The following is a 15,770-nucleotide window of genomic DNA, read 5'->3' as shown; positions in this document are numbered from 1 at the left end:
GGAGCCCGGTGAGGTACATGACTGCTCAATTTTGGTGGTGGTCATGTATCCCAGGAGCCCGATGTGCATTACTGCCCAATTTTGAGAGTAGTCATGTATCCCAGGAGCCCGGTGTAGTACATGACTGTCCCTTTGCTGGGGAGTCATGCATCCCAAAATCCGGCAGAGTACCTGATTCCTTACTTCGAGCACAAAAAAGAAACGCCTTGTTCTCTGACAATACAGAAAAGACCTGATTCCTGGACTTCAAGAAGGCTTCAGCAGCGGCAGCTTGACGAGCAAGTCTGCCGCTTTGGAAATAAAAAAAGCACCGCCCCATGGCGTGCTCAAAAACCGAAAAGCATGCTGATAATATTCTTTTTCTTCCAGCTTCTTTTGATGGAAGGATGGTCAAAAACAGGGAGCTGATCAGAAGCAGCCTTTTGTGATGAAGCTTCGAGCTGAGCTACCTTTTCAGCCATCTGCAGCAGCTGGGTCTTCAGATCTTCAATTTCGCGTCGGTGCTGCAGCAGCTGGTAGGAAACGACGTCATCAGCCTTGGAATCAAGCCGGGAGTTCAGCTGGCTGACCTTATCTTCCAATTTCTTTATTTGAACAGAGTGTTCTTCATTCTGCAGTATCATTCCAGGTGTTTTTTGGACAGAAAGCTTTACTTCATGAATAAGGGCACCGTTCTGGATCTGGGATTGTATATCTTTCAGGATTTCTAAATGTTCTTCCCCGAAATGGTAGTGGCCAAGTTCATTCCTGCCGACTTCAAGACCGAACTGTTTAACCCAGCGCTGAATCGTACTAGGCGATACTCCCAAAGAGCTGGCAGCTTTATTTGTATTCATATTCATCACTCCTTTAGCTTACAAATACTGCAAACAGGAAGACATTCCTTCCTTCATGACAAAACAAGTTGGTATTCGGCAAAAAAAGCCAGGAAAAGCCTAAATTTGCCCGGGCGACCAGGACCGGAGGGGAGACATGCAGGCAGATTAGGGGTAGAATGGCTGTAACCATGGAAAAAGGAGTGCTAATTTATGAGACTGGAAGGCAAAAAAATTATCAGCCTGGTACATCACGAATTTGAAGACCTGGAGCTTTGGTATCCTATTCTGCGGCTTCGGGAAGAAGGCGCCATTGTAGAGCTGGCAGGTGAAACAGCGAATGAAACGTATCTGGGTAAGTACGGGGTCCAGGCGAAATCCGATTATGTCTATTCAGAGATTTCCGCTGAAGATTATGACGCCATCCTGGTGCCGGGCGGATGGGCGCCGGATAAAATCAGGAGGTTCCCGGAAGTTATTTCACTCATCAGGGAAATGGATGAAGCGAAGAAACCGATCGGACAGATATGCCATGCAGGATGGGTGCTTATATCTGCAAAGATCCTTGAAGGCCGCACAGTCACCAGTACACCGGGAATCAAGGATGATATGGAGAATGCAGGAGCGATCTGGGTTGATGAGCCTGCTGTAACGGACGGCCATATTGTATCAAGCAGGAGGCCGCCTGATCTTCCGGATTATATGCGGGAATTTATCCGGACGCTTGAGAAGAAGTAGTTAGTGCAAAGCGGCCATCTGAGTGGGAACAAAATGGCTCCGGCAAAAAGTTCGAGCAATTTTCTTCACAAGAAGGTTTTTTTTCAGTATAATAAATTCAGAATTCCAATTAGGGGTTCAAAATAATTTAATACGGTCTATCTTCGGGGCAGGGTGAAATTCCCGACCGGCGGTGATGAGGCAAGTCAGCTCTAAGCCCGCGAGCCTGTTTTATTGGGCAGGATTTGGTGAGATTCCAAAGCCGACAGTACAGTCTGGATGGGAGAAGATGGAGGTTCTGCAAACGTTCAAAAGATGCAGGAATTGAACGTTTATTAAGCTTGCCTTTGTAAATTCTCCCTCAAGCAGTTTGCTTGGGGGATTTTTATTTCAATGGCACTGGCTTTTTTTGCCGAACCTTTCTTCTTTAGGTGAGATGGATCCTAAAAAGGAGAGAGGAACAACATGAAGAAATTTTCTATTAAAGCTTTGGTTTCAATTGCAATGCTGAGCAGCATATCATACGTACTGATGCTGCTGAATTTCCCAATACCGCCGTTTCCGAAATTCTTGATGATTGACTTCAGCGACATACCTGCATTGATTGCTGCGTTGATCTTTGGTCCGGCTGCAGGGATACTTGTGGAATTATTTAAAAATGTACTGGATTATTTTATGACAGGAAGCGCCACTGGTGTACCGGTAGGACATCTGGCAAACTTTGCTGCCGGAATCCTCTTCGTGCTTCCAACCTATTATATCTACAATAAACTGAGGACGAATAAAGGCATGACAGCTGCCCTGGTTATTTCAACCTTCATCATGGCAGTGCTGATGAGCATCCTGAATTATTTCATCATTCTGCCTGCCTATACGCTGTTCCTGAACATGCCTGCCATGTCAGCGCCTGAAACGCGCACAATGGTTGTAACAGCCATCCTGCCGTTCAACATCGTAAAAGGCCTGATCATCACCGGGATATTCATGCTTCTGTTTGCCAAAATGAACCCATGGATCAATAAGCAGTCTGCTTACCGCAGTGCTGCATAAATAAAGAAAAACTGCAGCCTGCACTGCAGTTTTTTTATGTGCAAGATTAAAGACCGGCAAGAGGAATATCGCCTAAACCCTTAGGGATGCAGGCTTTGAACGCAATGTCCTGCTGCAGCGCCTGCGGGACCCGTTCCTTATACAGGCAGATCTGCCCGGCGGGAGCGGGAGCTTGCCGCAAGATAAAACATAAGAAAAACAGCCTCGAAAAGGAGGCTGTTTTTCAGTGTCTGCTATTCAAATTTAAGGGCGTCGCCCTCAAATGGCTCATCCGCAACTTTGATGGAATCAGTCGGGCAGCCTTCAAATGCATCCATCATATCGTCTATTAATACATCAGGAATTTCAACGATGCCTTCATTTTCATCAAGTGTAACGAATGCAATGCCTTCATCATCATAATCATAAATATCTGGAGCAGCAGCTCCGCATGCGCCGCATGCAATACATGTTTCTTTGTCAACAATTGTATACTTTGCCATGTAAAAACCTCCCAATCAATTAACCGAAATAGTCGCGGTTTCCGCTTTCTGCCGTACGGAAACTCTTTCCTCATACACCTATTGTAAGTGTGCTTTCTTTACTTTTCAATAGAAAATGTATTGAGAATGCTTATCACATCAGGGTTTGCAACATTTAATACCCTGTGTGCATGTTTTAAAACAGCCTGGTTATTTCTAAACATGTTAAAATAATATAAAGGAACAGGCTGCTTAAAAATGTAATATATATTGCCGCTTTAAAGTGTTATATTAGCAAAAAGGCTAAAAATATACAAGCAAGGTGAATTTTATGCCTATTAACTATCTGCAAATGATTATTTTATATTGTCTGGACAAGCTGAACGGCGAGAGGACCATCTACTCGATCTATCATCTGCTGAATGGAAAAAAGTCATCGCAGACAATTCAGGATGCCCATCTATTCCAGCTTGGCGCTTTATTCCAGACTTGCCCTTCACTGGAGAGGGCTGATCTTGATGAGAAGATAAAGCATATGGAAAAACAAGGATTGATCCAAGAGAATGAAGAGCTTCATTACATGGTCACAGAAGAGGGAGCTTCAGCCCTTGCTGCCCAGCTGCAGAAGACTCCGGTCCCATCATCATTGAATGGGTGGAAGCTTCATGACAAGTCTGCCCTTTTTTGGGAGAGGCTGTCGCTGCTCGTTCAGGTGGTTTCCCAGCTTAACCATAATAATTCACATTATATTCCGATCCAAAGAAGAAGGGCCGCCCATATTTGGCTGAAAAAAGCCCTGCGCGAAGCGAAGATGGATAAAAAGGCCCTCGCTGCCGGACTTTATGGTGAGCTGGAGGCTTTGCTGGGATCATACAGAGAGTCCGATCCTTCTATCATTGTCCTAAGGCTTACTGGTGCCGGCCATATCGGCCTGACATCTGAACAGGCAGCTGAGGCTATGAATTTTGACGCCGATTATTACCGGTTCTGCTTCCTGTCTATCCTGCACTATCTGATTGTTCGCATCATGGAAGATCGCAGCAGCTTTCCTGTCCTCCGGTTATTATTTACCGGCGAAGAGTCATCCATTCCGCTGACACAGTCCGCGCAGAAGACGTATATGATGCTGAAGCAGGGTGTGGGCCTGGAAAAGATCATTCAGGCAAGGGGACTTAAACGGAGCACAATAGAAGACCATATTGTAGAGCTGGCACTGAATGTAGAGGGGTTCAGCATCGATCCCTATGTACAGGCCGAAAAGCAGGAACTTATCAGGAGTGCAGCCATGAATGCCGAGTCACGGCAGCTTAAGCATATCAGACGGCTGGCAGGCGGTGCGGAGTATTTTGAAATAAGGCTGGTGATGGCCAAGTATGGCGACGGAAATGATGCTTGAAAAAGAGCTCCATAGATATTTCGGCTTCTCATCTTTTAGAAAAGGGCAAAAGGAGGCCATTTCCTCCATCCTGGATGGACGGCATACACTGGCAATGCTTCCGACCGGCACAGGGAAATCCATCTGCTACCAGCTGCCGGGCTACTTGCTTGAGGGCACTGTTCTCATTGTTTCGCCGCTCCTTTCCTTGATGCAGGACCAGGTAGAACAGATGAAGATGAACGGTGAGAAAAGGGTCGTTGCACTCAACTCATTTTTAAGTTTTGAGGAAAAACGCTGGGCTTTTGACAGCCTTCAGAGCTTTAAATTCATCTTTATTTCACCTGAAATGCTTAATACAGCTTCTGTGCTCAATATGATCAGGAAGCTGAGGATTGCTTTATTTGTAGTAGATGAAGCCCATTGCATCTCACAGTGGGGCTATGACTTCAGGCCGGATTATCTCCGCCTCGGCAATATCAGAAAACAGCTTGGCAGTCCGCTGACGCTGGCACTGACAGCTACCGCGACACCCGAGACAGTGAATGATATCATTTCCAGGCTTGAGGTGGAAAGCTGCGGGCAAGTCATTTCTTCTGTGGACAGGCCCAATATCAGCCTGACTGTCGAGAAGCACAGCGGCTACCAGGCAAAGGCATCAAGGCTGCGGGAACTTGTCCAGCTGTTCAGCGGACCGGGGATTGTATATTTTTCCAGCAAGAAAATGGCCGAACAGGCAGCTCTGTCTCTAAAAGAGAAATGTTCAAAAAAGGTGATGGCTTACCATGGCGGGATGGATCAGGAAAGCCGTATCCTGATCCAGCAGCAATTTGTAAACGGCCAGATTGACATCGTGTGTGCCACAAGTGCTTTCGGCATGGGGATCAACAAAAGCGATATCCGTTTTGTTGTCCATTTCCATATGCCTCTCCAGCTGGAGTCCTACCTGCAGGAGATCGGGCGGGCCGGAAGGGATGGCAAAGCAAGCGCAGCCGTCCTTCTTTGGGCGCCGGGTGATGAGCAGCTGCCCCTGCAGCTTGCTGAAGCTGAGCTTCCTTCAGAACACCAGGTAGATTATGTCTTCTCCTTGCTTAAAACGCAGGGGATTGGCGCTTCGGAGCTGTCAGAGAATGAAAAGGAAATCCGCCTGCCTGCAGGGCTGACAGATATTCAGTGGCGGGTGCTGACCGAGCTTTCTGAAAGGCTCGGGGATGAGGGAGCGGCCAATCTTCCTGGCAGGATCAATGAGTTTCTCCGCAGAAGGGTCACCATAAAAAACGGGCAGATTGCGGAAGTGGGCCGCTGGATCCACTCCAAATCATGCCGGAGGGAAAAAATCGCAGAATATTTTCAGGAAGGCAAAAAGCCTGAAAATCTTTCCTGCTGCGATATTTGCGGCCTGGATCTGGAAAAATATTTTGGACAGGCAGAGGAATCTTCCGGACTGGCCAGGACTGGCTGGAAAGAACTCCTTGCCGGAATGCTAATCAATAAGTGAGCGATCATAATGAAAAAAAAGCATATGGAAATAATCAAGGAATTATCCGATAAAGACCTCTTGTTCCACTTGTATGCAACACAGCTGCTGCTCCTTGCGATATCCGCGATTCTTGGCTTTATATTATTTAATGATTTTTCTTCCTTTTTCGACTTGTTTTTTTGGGAAGATTTAAATATTTTATATATAGGGGCAGGTGCCGGAATTGCGGTTGTTCTGGCAGACCTGCTGTTGATGAAAATCGTTCCTGCTTCATACTATGATGATGGCGGCCTCAATGAGAGGATATTCCGGAACCGGAACCCTTTGCATATTGCTGTAATTGCAGCTATTGTCGCTTTTTGTGAAGAGCTGCTGTTCAGGGGGGTCATTCAGACTCATTTCGGGCTGCTGGTTTCAAGCATTATCTTTGCAGCTGTCCATTATCGCTATTTATTTAATTGGTTCCTGTTTGTCAATATTATCGTATTGAGCTTTTTAATCGGGATTATTTATTTAAAGACAGGCAATCTTGCTGTCACGATCGTTATGCATTTTCTGATTGATTTTTTACTGGGCATTTCCATCAGGTATCGGAAGCAGGACAATATAGAGGAAACAGGAAGGGATTTGGATGAACAGAGAGGATCCTTATAGAGACCAGGCCGAACGCCTGCGCAAGAAAATAGACGGCGGTACAGAACAAAAAGACAGAAAAAAAGAAGCGCTCCCCCCGAGGAGCAGCCTTCACCATCAAAAGAAGAAAAAGACTAAATGGAGGCTGAAATATCCGGTCATGAGCCTGCTGGCCATCTTCTTTATTCTGCTGCCCATTGCAATATTCAGCATATACACCTCCATGGACAATGAGCCTGGCGGGGAGGCTGCAGAAGCAAGCAAGACGAGCTACGAGACGGTGGACTTTGGCGAGACTGCCGATGAGCCGGCGGCAGCAGGGGAGCAAACGGCGGAAGAGGAGAAACAAGCTGCAGGTGGCGAAGAGCAGGCAAAAGATTCAAATAAAGATACCACCCAGGAAGAAAAACAGGATTCAAGCGCTTCAGAGCCAGAGAAATCATCTGATGCAGAAGCTATTGAAACTGGTGCGAAAGAACCGGAAAAAACAGCAGATAAAGAAAAACCTGCCGGAGAGGTTCAGGACAAGCCCGCTCCTGAACAGAAGGAAACCTCTGGAGGGTTCGTTACACACACAGTACAGCCGGGCGAAACGATGTTCAGAATTTCAATGAAATACTTCAAGTCACAGGACGGGATAGAAATCATCAGGCAGGCAAACGGGCTGTCGGGCAATGAAATCCACGTGGGACAAGTATTGAAAATACCTCAGAACCAGTAATGCCGGTACCTTTAAGGACCGGTTTTTTTGTTGTTTAGAGCGGGAACCATCTGTGCGGGAAAAAGAGAACCCGAGGGTCTTAGTGAAGCGGACTAGCACCCTCTGTGCGGGAAAAAGGGAACCAGAGGGTGTTAGTGAAGCGGACTAGCACCCTCTGTGCGGGAAAAAGGGAACCAGAGGGTGTTAGTGAAGCGTACTAGCACCCTCTGTACGGGAAAAAGAGAACTAGAGGGTGTTATTAAAAGGGACTAACACCCTCAGTTATTTTCAATGCGTCTTATGGTTGCCCGGGGCTGACCAGCCTGCGTTACTCGTTCGAAAAGTCGCCTCCGCATTTCGATTGTCCAGCTCCGGGCGCTAGCCCCTCGAGGTCTTAAGCCAAACAGATCAAAAGGTTAAAGAGCAAACCTTTCGCTCTGTTTGTCTTAAGCTTGCCGGGGCTGATCAAGCGCCCTCCGCCTTTCATAGGAATATCCCCCGGACAAACTCATATAATGGCAGGGGAGGGGGGATTGTATGGAAACAACAATACAAATGCTGGATGAGCGGACAGATCAGGCTGCAAGGCAGATGCTGCAGAAGGTAGTAGAGCGGAAACGCAAATTTGATAAATACAAAGCCAGACATCTTGCAGTCATGTGGGCAGGGGTTTTTGTGTCCTTTTTTTATCTGCTTTATTTATATTATACGGTTATGGAACCCTATTCGTATTCGTTTGCAAGCATGTTTTCCGCCTTCGCATCAAACAGCGCCAATCTTTATTTGCTCTTTTTAGCAGGAGGGCTTTACGGGACAATGAATCTTTTTAAGGAAAAAAAGGACAAGGCTGAAAAGGAATATCATGCACTGCGCTGCGAAATCGTGGACAGAAGCAAGGATCTCTGGAAAAAGGAAGAGGAATGGAAAAACCGTCATATCGTATTCGAGATGATGAAAAAAAACTATGATATTAATCTTTACCATGAAAATAAATAGCTGGGAAAAGATCAGCAGCACAGAATTGCCTTTAATTAAAAATAAGGCACCCTAAAATAAAGGAATCTGGCAGAAAACAGGGAATATATATGGATGTCAGTTACTTTTTTGGGGGGATGGCCATGTTTGTCAAAAGCGTTATGATTCCTAAACACTCGTGCTATACGATAGGCTCCGATGAGACACTGCAAAGTGCTCTTGAGCAGCTTGAAAAGCATCAGATCGACGGCCTGCCGGTGCTGGATGGAGAGAAATATGCCGGCATCATCACTAGGTACGGGATTTATGAAAGCTACTTTAATTCCAATCAGGAAAAAGAGACATATTTAGAAGGGACTAAGGTCAGGGACATCGCTGATCACAGGGAAGTGGTCCTCCGCGGCAATGAGATTTTTGAAAGGCTGCTCCTTGACCTTAAAGACTTCCCGCTGCTTGCGGTCGTGGATGCTTCAGGCAAATTCCTCGGCGTTGTGACCCGCTTCGATGTTATGGTTCAGTTTCAATCGGCATTTGGAACCAACCGTCCCGGGGTAAGGATTGCTTTTACATCGGTCGAAACAGAGGGTAGGATTGCCCGGCTTTCCGAAATTGCCCGGCATTTTCATGAACACATCATTTCTCTCGTTACATTTGACGAAACAGATAAGCTGGTCCGCAGGATCGTCATGAAAATAGAAAAGAAAGACAATATTGATAAATTCATCAAGAAGCTGGAGGAATCCGGATTCAGGGTTTTGGATATTCATGAAGATTAGATAAGTAAAGCACAAACACTGCCCTCTTTCATACATTGGTGTGGGAGGGATTTTTTTGTGCTTTTCTTTATGATCAGGCTGCTGTCGGGTTTTTTCAGCGGCTTTCTATTTATGATTTGGCTGCCTGTTTCACTTCCGGCTAAGCCTGGTGCGGCACTGGCACAGCTGCTTTTAAGCCCCGGAGAATTCCTGGCAGCTGCATTTGCCTTCAGCATCAGCTTTATTAGTTTTGCCTCATGCCTGAAAGCGGGACTTGAAACCGGAAGGCGGTTAGGGGGAAGGGCGGCGTCAGGGTTCGAGGCCGCGGCCGGCATTGCAGCTTTGCTGGTCTGCTTTCTGGGTTTATTTTTTATGGGATTTTGGAAGGCATTCCTGCTTTTCATTTTTTCCTTTTTATATGGTATTATTTCTATAGACTTTTACCGGAAGCGGTAAAAACAGATTGTTACTTTGGGAGCGGGTATGGACATTTATATTTTTGCAATCATCATAATCCTCGTGTTAATTGGAACCTGCCTCCTTGGCTATATGGCAAAAGAAGCCTTTCAGGACAGGGTCATACATAACGAACTGGAGTTTGAAGATTTCCCGGCAGGGTTCGGAAGCGTCACAATATTCTTCATTTCCGATATCCACCGCCGCAAAGTTTCAGACAAGCTGCTGGAACAGGTCAAAGGGAAAGCAGACTTGGTCATAATAGGCGGAGATCTGGCTGAAAAAGGAGTGCCTCTCTCCTCAGTGAAAGAGAATATCGAAAAATTAAAAACAGTCGGCCCGGCTTATTTTGTCTGGGGCAATAATGACTATGAGCTTAATCATAGGGAGCTGGACGCGCTCCTGCTGGAAAGCGGTGTTAAAATACTGGATAACACAGCTGTTTCTTTCGAAGCAGAAAATGGGGATACCATGATCCTCATGGGTGTGGACGATGTCGGGAAAGGGAGGGACCGGCTGGATCTGGCCCTTCAGGATGCCGGGCCATCAGGCTTCAGAATCCTTGCCTGCCATAATCCTTCCATCATTGGGAAAATTGAGAAAAAACATGGGATCCGGCTGGTATTAAGCGGTCACACCCATGGAGGACAAATACACATTCTAGGTTACAGCCCTTATGAAAAAGGGAAAGTAAAAATAATGGATAGGGCAACTCTGCTCATCAGCAATGGATATGGAACTACTGCGCTTCCTTTGAGGCTCGGTGCCAGGGCGGAAACCCACTTAGTCCGTCTGGGCCGTAAAGGCTGATTTAACAAAGGGTATCCATAGCCTATACAAAGTTTACACACATCCTAAGGGTACCTATAATGGATGTATGGAACTGTACGCTGTAAACGGAGGATAATAAATGGCCAATCAAGAAGGAAAATATAACATCAAAGCTGTCTCTAAGATGCTCGGCATCCAGCCGGGCACCTTAAGAGCCTGGGAAAGGCGCTATCAGATGGTCGCACCTAAGCGGAACGAATCCGGCCATCGCCTTTATACAGAAGAACATGTCAAGACGCTGAGATGGCTGCTCAGTAAAATCGATCAGGGATTTACAATCAGCCAGGCAGTATCCCTGCTCGAAAATAATGTACTTGAATCAGACCCGGAAGCTCCAGCGGATGGAGGGAATCATGCTGAAATCCTGGGGGACAGGCTCCTTGATGCATTGCTTCAATTCGATGAATCCAAAGCACATGATCTGATTAATCAGGCATTCAGTTTATATACAATTGATAAGGTTCTGGTTGATATACTGGGCTCTTTATTGGTCAAGATAGGAGACTTATGGGAAAGAGGCGAGATTACCACTGCCCATGAGCATTTTGCTTCTTCTATCCTGCGGTCAAGGATCGGCATCATCCTCCACTCTTTTCCCCACAATTCAATCCTGCCTAAGGCAGTGGCTGTGTGCGGGCCAAACGAGTGGCATGAATTGGGCTTGCTCATTTTCACGCTGTTCCTGAGGAGGAAGGGATTTGAAGTTGTGTATCTTGGTGCCAGCATTGCCGAGAAAGACATTGATGTGGTCATTGAAACAGTGAACCCCAAATTTCTTTTCTTTTCTTGTACTATGAAGGAAAACCTTCAAGGAACGCTTGAATTAGCTGAGAAACTGTATTCGGAGCATTCAGGACTGAGCATCGGGCTCGGAGGTTTTGCAGTGGATCGGATGCCGCGGGATAAGAAAGACAAATATGCCTCCTATATTTTAGGGAATAGTAAAGATGAATGGGAACGCTGGATAAAGGAACAAATGTCCTGAACGAAATACGGATCGGCCTGGTCAGTCAGGTCATGCTTCTTCGGCTGAAACCGGCTGAATAAATAGTAAGACGACTCACCATCTTTTATAACCTTCATACACTAAACTAAGAGTTGGTCACGGCAGGGGGCATTGTCATGCGCTTGGAAAGGTTAAACTACAATAAAATCAAGATTTTCCTGACTTTAGATGACTTAACAGAACGGGGCCTGACAAAGGAAGATATTTGGAAGGACTCCCTTAAATGGCATCAGCTTTTTCATGAGATGCTCGAAGAAGCCAGTGATGAATTTGGTGTAGACATTCAGGGTTCTGTCGCGGTGGAGATATTCTCCATGCAGGCCCAGGGCATGGTAATGATTGTGACCATGCAGGAGCAGGAGGATGAAGAAGAAGAAGACTTTCTTCTTTCTGAAGGCTTTATTGACATGCAGGTTGTAATTGATGACAACGAAGATCTCCTTTTTGTTTTTAATGATGTGGAGGATGTCATCCAGCTTTCCAGAAGGCTGGCCGGTATGGGATTGAGTGGCGGAAATCTCTATCATATGGAGGGACGCTATTACTTATTGTTCGATGATATCCTGGCAGAAGATGCTGAAAAGCTCGCCAGTATGCTTGCAGAATATGGAAGCACTTCCCTTATCACCCGCTGGAGGCTTCTAGAGTATGGCAAGGAAGTCATTGCGGACAGCGCAATTGAAACTCTGAGCCGCTATTTCTGATAATACAAAGGCTGGAAGATGCTGTTTGTTTGAATGGAACCATTATTCCGGGAGAATACAATATAAGAAGACAGGTTGGGGATTTTATGATGACAGCCTGTCTTTTTGTGCGTCCATAAACTTTTTTGCTATAGCTTTGAGCCCATTTTTCAGATATCGTAAATATGGTGTTTTTTTTACGCGAATAAGGGAAAAGTGTTAATGTGAAAATAACTGAAAATTCCCATTATAGCAGCATTGACAGCGTTTTCAGCAAGTAATCAAAAAATGCCGAAAAGTGTATTTTTCTTCTTGCATAAATCAAACAAAGGTGTATACTATGTCATGAATACGGACAAAATGCAAAGTGATTTTTTTAGGAGGTTTACAAATGGTAGCCGAGAACGGTACTGGAAACACAAATAAAGAAGACAAACATGACGTTTTAAAGTCAACTCAAACTGTTATTCATAAGGCTCTCGAAAAGCTTGGATATCCTGAAGAGGTATATGAACTGCTGAAAGAGCCGATCCGCATGATGACAGTTAAAATACCTGTCAGAATGGATGATGGGTCTGTTAAAGTCTTTACTGGCTACCGGGCACAGCATAATGATGCTGTTGGGCCGACTAAGGGCGGAATCCGCTTCCATCCGGGAGTAACGGAAAAAGAGGTGAAAGCCCTTTCCATTTGGATGAGTCTTAAGTGCGGCATCGTCGATTTGCCATATGGCGGAGGAAAAGGCGGGATTGTATGTGATCCCAGAGATATGTCCTTCCGTGAGCTGGAAAGGCTCAGCCGAGGCTATGTCCGTGCAATAAGCCAGATTGTGGGTCCTACCAAAGATATTCCGGCTCCAGATGTATTTACCAACTCTCAAATCATGGCTTGGATGATGGACGAATACAGCAGAATAGATGAATTTAACTCTCCTGGCTTTATTACAGGAAAACCGCTTGTACTCGGGGGCTCTCATGGAAGGGAATCAGCTACTGCGAAAGGCGTCACCATCTGCATCAGGGAAGCTGCCAGGAAGAAAGGCATCAACCTGCAGGGAGCGCGCGTCGTCGTACAGGGCTTCGGAAATGCCGGAAGCTTTCTTTCCAAATTCATGCATGATGCCGGTGCGAAGGTTGTGGGCATATCTGATGCCTACGGCGGACTGCATGATCCCGAGGGGCTTGACATTGACTATCTGCTTGACCGCCGTGACAGTTTTGGGACGGTAACCAAGCTTTTCAATAATACAATTACCAACAAAGAGCTATTGGAACTGGATTGCGATATCCTTGTTCCTGCTGCCATCGAAAATCAAATTACCGAAGAAAATGCCCATAATATCAGGGCAAGCATCGTAGTCGAGGCTGCTAACGGGCCTACTACCCTCGAAGCAACCCAGATACTGACAGAAAGGGGCATCCTGCTCGTGCCGGATGTTCTGGCCTCTGCAGGGGGAGTGACCGTTTCTTACTTTGAATGGGTTCAGAATAACCAGGGCTATTACTGGTCTGAAGAAGAAGTGGAAGAAAAACTTGAGAAGATCATGTGCAAATCATTCAATAATATCTACGATACGGCACAGACAAGAAGAGTGGACATGAGGCTTGCTGCATATATGGTTGGCGTCCGCAAAACAGCTGAAGCCTCCAGATTCCGAGGCTGGGTGTAAGAAGAAGCTCATATCATTGAATGTTTCATTAAAATCTCCTATCATAAATTGATGGGAGATTTTTTTTTCCAATGTGAAGGATAAATATGAAGGAGTCCCTGCCTGTCAGACGGGGAAAAAAGAGAATGCTTAAGTAAGGAGCGCTGACATATGAAATCGGAAGATGCGATTATTATAGGAGGAGGCCCCTGCGGACTTGCAGCAGCCATTGCGTTAAAGGAAGCGGGAAAGGAACCCCTTGTGATTGAAAAAGGGAATATTGTCAATGCCATCTATCATTATCCGACCCATCAGACTTTTTTCAGTACGGCTGAAAAACTTGAAATCGGAGGGGTGGCTTTTGTTACAGAAAATTATAAGCCGCAGAGGAACCAGGCGCTGGTGTACTACAGGGAAGTGGCAAAAAGGAAGCAGCTAAATATCCATGCGTATGAAAAGGTCCTTGGCGTCACGAAGGACCAGGAAGGCTTTATCGTCCAGACGGATAAAGGACAATATACTGCTCCGTATGTAATTATTGCGACAGGCTATTATGACAACCCGAATTATCTTGATATACCAGGGGAAGACCTTCCCAAGGTTTTTCACTATTTCAAGGAAGCCCACCCTTATTTCAATAAAGATGTAGTGGTGATTGGCGGAAAGAACTCAAGTGTGGATGCAGCCATCGAGCTTAACAAAGCGGGCGCGAGAGTGACGGTTTTGTACAGGGGAAGCCAATACTCCCAAAGCATCAAACCCTGGATTTTGCCGGAATTTGAATCACTTGCACGATCAGGCCAAGTGAAAATGGAATTTGAGGCTGAAGTGAGAGAGATCACCGAGAACCAAGTCATTTATGAAAAAGAGGGCAGGCAGGAAGCGATAAAAAATGATTTTGTTTTTGCTATGACAGGCTACCATCCAGATCACACCTTCCTTAAAAAGATGGGGATCGGCATTGATCCTGCATCAGGACGGCCGCATTACAGTGAAGAAACGATGGAAACAAATATTGAAGGAATCTTTATAGCGGGCGTGATTGCAGCCGGCAATAATGCAAATGAAATATTCATTGAAAATGGCCGCTTCCATGGAGGGATCATCGCGGAAGCTATAAAGAAGCGTGAATCGGACAGCTGAATATGAAAGGGGCACCGCAATCCGGTGCCCTTTTTCTTTTATACTTGGAAAAGCCTTTCAATATGCTCCATTTCATCGGTGATAGTCAGCGCGATCAGCAGTTTCAGGCGTGCTTTCTGGCCGTTCAGGCCGTTTGAAAAAATGACTCCAAGCTCTTTCAGCTGCTTGCCGCCGCCTTCATAGCCGTATACGTCCTGGGCAATCCCATTGAAGCATCTGGACACAAGGACAACGGGTATATTGGCTTCTATCAGGCTTTGGACCCCATTAGCGGCGGCAGGCGGAAGATTGCCCTGTCCAAGCGCTTCAATGACCACCCCATCCATCTGCAGGTCTTTGATGGCCATCAGCAATGAGGAATCCATTCCGGCATGCGCTTTTACGAGGACGACCTTTTTGGACACATCTGATATCTGGTAGCTTTCTTTGGTGAGTGGCGAGTGGTGAAAAAGAACCCCCCTCTTAGTGACGATCCCGATCGGTCCATATTGGGGACTTTGGAAAGTTGAGACATTGCTGGTATGTGTTTTAGTGCAATTCTCCGCTGTATGGATCTCATCATTCAACACAACCAGTACCCCTTTATTCATAGCCTCGCTGCTTACAGCGACCCTCAGTGAGGCAATCAGATTATACAGGCCGTCCGATCCTATCTCATTGCTTGACCGCATGGCACCGGTAACAATCACGGGGATTGGCGCCTGGAGGGTAAGATCAAGAAAATAAGCTGTTTCCTCGAGTGTATCTGTTCCATGGGTGATGACTGCTCCGTCTATTTTCCCAGTCTGGTAGTGCTTGTCTATTAAGTCCTTTAGTACAAGCATTTCTACTGGTGTAATATGCGGTGAAGGCAGATGAAAAGGCTCTTCTACAATGATATCGGCCAGCTCAAACAGCTCATTCGTTTTATCTGTCATAGGATTTTTTTCTGTAGGAACGACGGCACCGGTTGAAGCATCTTCACTCATTGAAATCGTGCCGCCTGTATGGATGATGAGTATTTTTTTCTTTGTCATTTCTATAGCCTCCAGGATGATTTGCA

The 15,770-nt window shown here is 46.0% G+C and carries 17 protein-coding genes and 1 riboswitch; of the genes, 14 read left to right on the top strand and 3 right to left on the bottom strand.

Annotated elements, in window-relative coordinates; all coding sequences use genetic code 11:
* Nucleotides 1–326 precede the first annotated feature (326 nt).
* A complete protein-coding gene (locus FZD51_RS09020) occupies nucleotides 327–836 on the bottom strand; it encodes a MerR family transcriptional regulator (RefSeq protein ID WP_187445686.1) in 510 nt (169 codons plus the stop codon).
* Between the two features lie 192 nt (nucleotides 837–1,028).
* Here FZD51_RS09020 and FZD51_RS09015 point away from each other — a divergent pair, with 192 nt between their 5' ends.
* Together FZD51_RS09015 and FZD51_RS09010 are read left to right on the top strand one after the other, a co-directional pair.
* Nucleotides 1,029–1,553 carry a type 1 glutamine amidotransferase domain-containing protein gene (locus FZD51_RS09015; RefSeq protein ID WP_148974460.1) on the top strand — a complete coding sequence of 175 codons (525 nt, stop codon included), beginning with the start codon at nucleotides 1,029–1,031 and terminating at the stop codon, nucleotides 1,551–1,553.
* Between the two features lie 135 nt (nucleotides 1,554–1,688).
* Nucleotides 1,689–1,827, top strand: a riboswitch (FMN riboswitch).
* Nucleotides 1,828–1,997: 170 nt separating this feature from the next.
* The gene (locus FZD51_RS09010) at nucleotides 1,998–2,582 is read left to right on the top strand and encodes an ECF transporter S component (RefSeq protein WP_022544148.1); all 585 of its coding nucleotides are present in this window, start codon (nucleotides 1,998–2,000) and stop codon (nucleotides 2,580–2,582) included.
* Nucleotides 2,583–2,815: 233 nt separating this feature from the next.
* On the opposite strand, the gene FZD51_RS09005 is transcribed toward FZD51_RS09010, so the two are convergent.
* Nucleotides 2,816–3,064 (bottom strand): ferredoxin, encoded by a 249-nt coding sequence (locus FZD51_RS09005; protein ID WP_009794805.1) that lies wholly within the window; start codon nucleotides 3,062–3,064, stop codon nucleotides 2,816–2,818.
* A gap of 310 nt (nucleotides 3,065–3,374) precedes the next feature.
* On the opposite strand from FZD51_RS09005, the gene FZD51_RS09000 reads away from it, so the two are divergent.
* From FZD51_RS09000 to FZD51_RS08945, 12 genes are all read left to right on the top strand, one after another.
* Complete coding sequence (locus tag FZD51_RS09000; RefSeq protein ID WP_148974459.1) at nucleotides 3,375–4,439, top strand: YpbB family protein; 1,065 nt, start codon at nucleotides 3,375–3,377, stop codon at nucleotides 4,437–4,439.
* The gene (locus tag FZD51_RS08995) at nucleotides 4,417–5,916 is read left to right on the top strand and encodes a RecQ family ATP-dependent DNA helicase (protein WP_148974458.1); all 1,500 of its coding nucleotides are present in this window, start codon (nucleotides 4,417–4,419) and stop codon (nucleotides 5,914–5,916) included. Before FZD51_RS09000 ends, FZD51_RS08995 begins: the two co-directional genes overlap by 23 nt.
* A gap of 9 nt (nucleotides 5,917–5,925) precedes the next feature.
* Nucleotides 5,926–6,552 carry a CPBP family intramembrane glutamic endopeptidase gene (locus FZD51_RS08990; protein WP_009794808.1) on the top strand — a complete coding sequence of 209 codons (627 nt, stop codon included), beginning with the start codon at nucleotides 5,926–5,928 and terminating at the stop codon, nucleotides 6,550–6,552.
* Entirely contained in the window at nucleotides 6,530–7,252 is a 723-nt protein-coding gene (locus FZD51_RS08985; RefSeq protein ID WP_148974457.1) for a LysM peptidoglycan-binding domain-containing protein, read from the top strand. Before FZD51_RS08990 ends, FZD51_RS08985 begins: the two co-directional genes overlap by 23 nt.
* Before the next feature lie 516 nt (nucleotides 7,253–7,768).
* On the top strand, nucleotides 7,769–8,227 hold the full coding sequence (locus FZD51_RS08980) for a YpbF family protein (RefSeq protein WP_148974456.1): 459 nt from the start codon (nucleotides 7,769–7,771) through the stop codon (nucleotides 8,225–8,227).
* 122 nt (nucleotides 8,228–8,349) lie between these two features.
* On the top strand, nucleotides 8,350–8,982 hold the full coding sequence (locus FZD51_RS08975; RefSeq protein ID WP_022544146.1) for a CBS domain-containing protein: 633 nt from the start codon (nucleotides 8,350–8,352) through the stop codon (nucleotides 8,980–8,982).
* 57 nt (nucleotides 8,983–9,039) lie between these two features.
* Nucleotides 9,040–9,417, top strand: coding sequence for a hypothetical protein (locus tag FZD51_RS08970; protein ID WP_148974455.1), 378 nt, complete (start codon nucleotides 9,040–9,042; stop codon nucleotides 9,415–9,417).
* Nucleotides 9,418–9,444: 27 nt separating this feature from the next.
* A complete protein-coding gene (locus tag FZD51_RS08965; RefSeq protein WP_187445685.1) occupies nucleotides 9,445–10,227 on the top strand; it encodes a metallophosphoesterase in 783 nt (260 codons plus the stop codon).
* 100 nt (nucleotides 10,228–10,327) lie between these two features.
* Entirely contained in the window at nucleotides 10,328–11,233 is a 906-nt protein-coding gene (locus FZD51_RS08960; protein WP_148974454.1) for a MerR family transcriptional regulator, read from the top strand.
* 137 nt (nucleotides 11,234–11,370) lie between these two features.
* Nucleotides 11,371–11,958 (top strand): genetic competence negative regulator, encoded by a 588-nt coding sequence (locus tag FZD51_RS08955; RefSeq protein ID WP_148974453.1) that lies wholly within the window; start codon nucleotides 11,371–11,373, stop codon nucleotides 11,956–11,958.
* Nucleotides 11,959–12,328: 370 nt separating this feature from the next.
* Nucleotides 12,329–13,606, top strand: coding sequence for a Glu/Leu/Phe/Val family dehydrogenase (locus tag FZD51_RS08950; protein WP_009794817.1), 1,278 nt, complete (start codon nucleotides 12,329–12,331; stop codon nucleotides 13,604–13,606).
* A 150-nt stretch (nucleotides 13,607–13,756) separates the two neighbouring features.
* On the top strand, nucleotides 13,757–14,728 hold the full coding sequence (locus FZD51_RS08945; RefSeq protein ID WP_148974452.1) for a YpdA family putative bacillithiol disulfide reductase: 972 nt from the start codon (nucleotides 13,757–13,759) through the stop codon (nucleotides 14,726–14,728).
* Between the two features lie 38 nt (nucleotides 14,729–14,766).
* On the opposite strand, the gene FZD51_RS08940 is transcribed toward FZD51_RS08945, so the two are convergent.
* On the bottom strand, nucleotides 14,767–15,744 hold the full coding sequence (locus FZD51_RS08940) for an asparaginase (protein WP_148974451.1): 978 nt from the start codon (nucleotides 15,742–15,744) through the stop codon (nucleotides 14,767–14,769).
* Nucleotides 15,745–15,770: the final 26 nt, after the last annotated feature.

The organism is Bacillus infantis (assembly GCF_008180445.1).
GTDB classification, from domain to species: Bacteria; Bacillota; Bacilli; order Bacillales; family Cytobacillaceae; genus Bacillus_AB; species Bacillus_AB infantis_B.
This window is presented reverse-complemented; position numbering and strand designations above follow the sequence as displayed.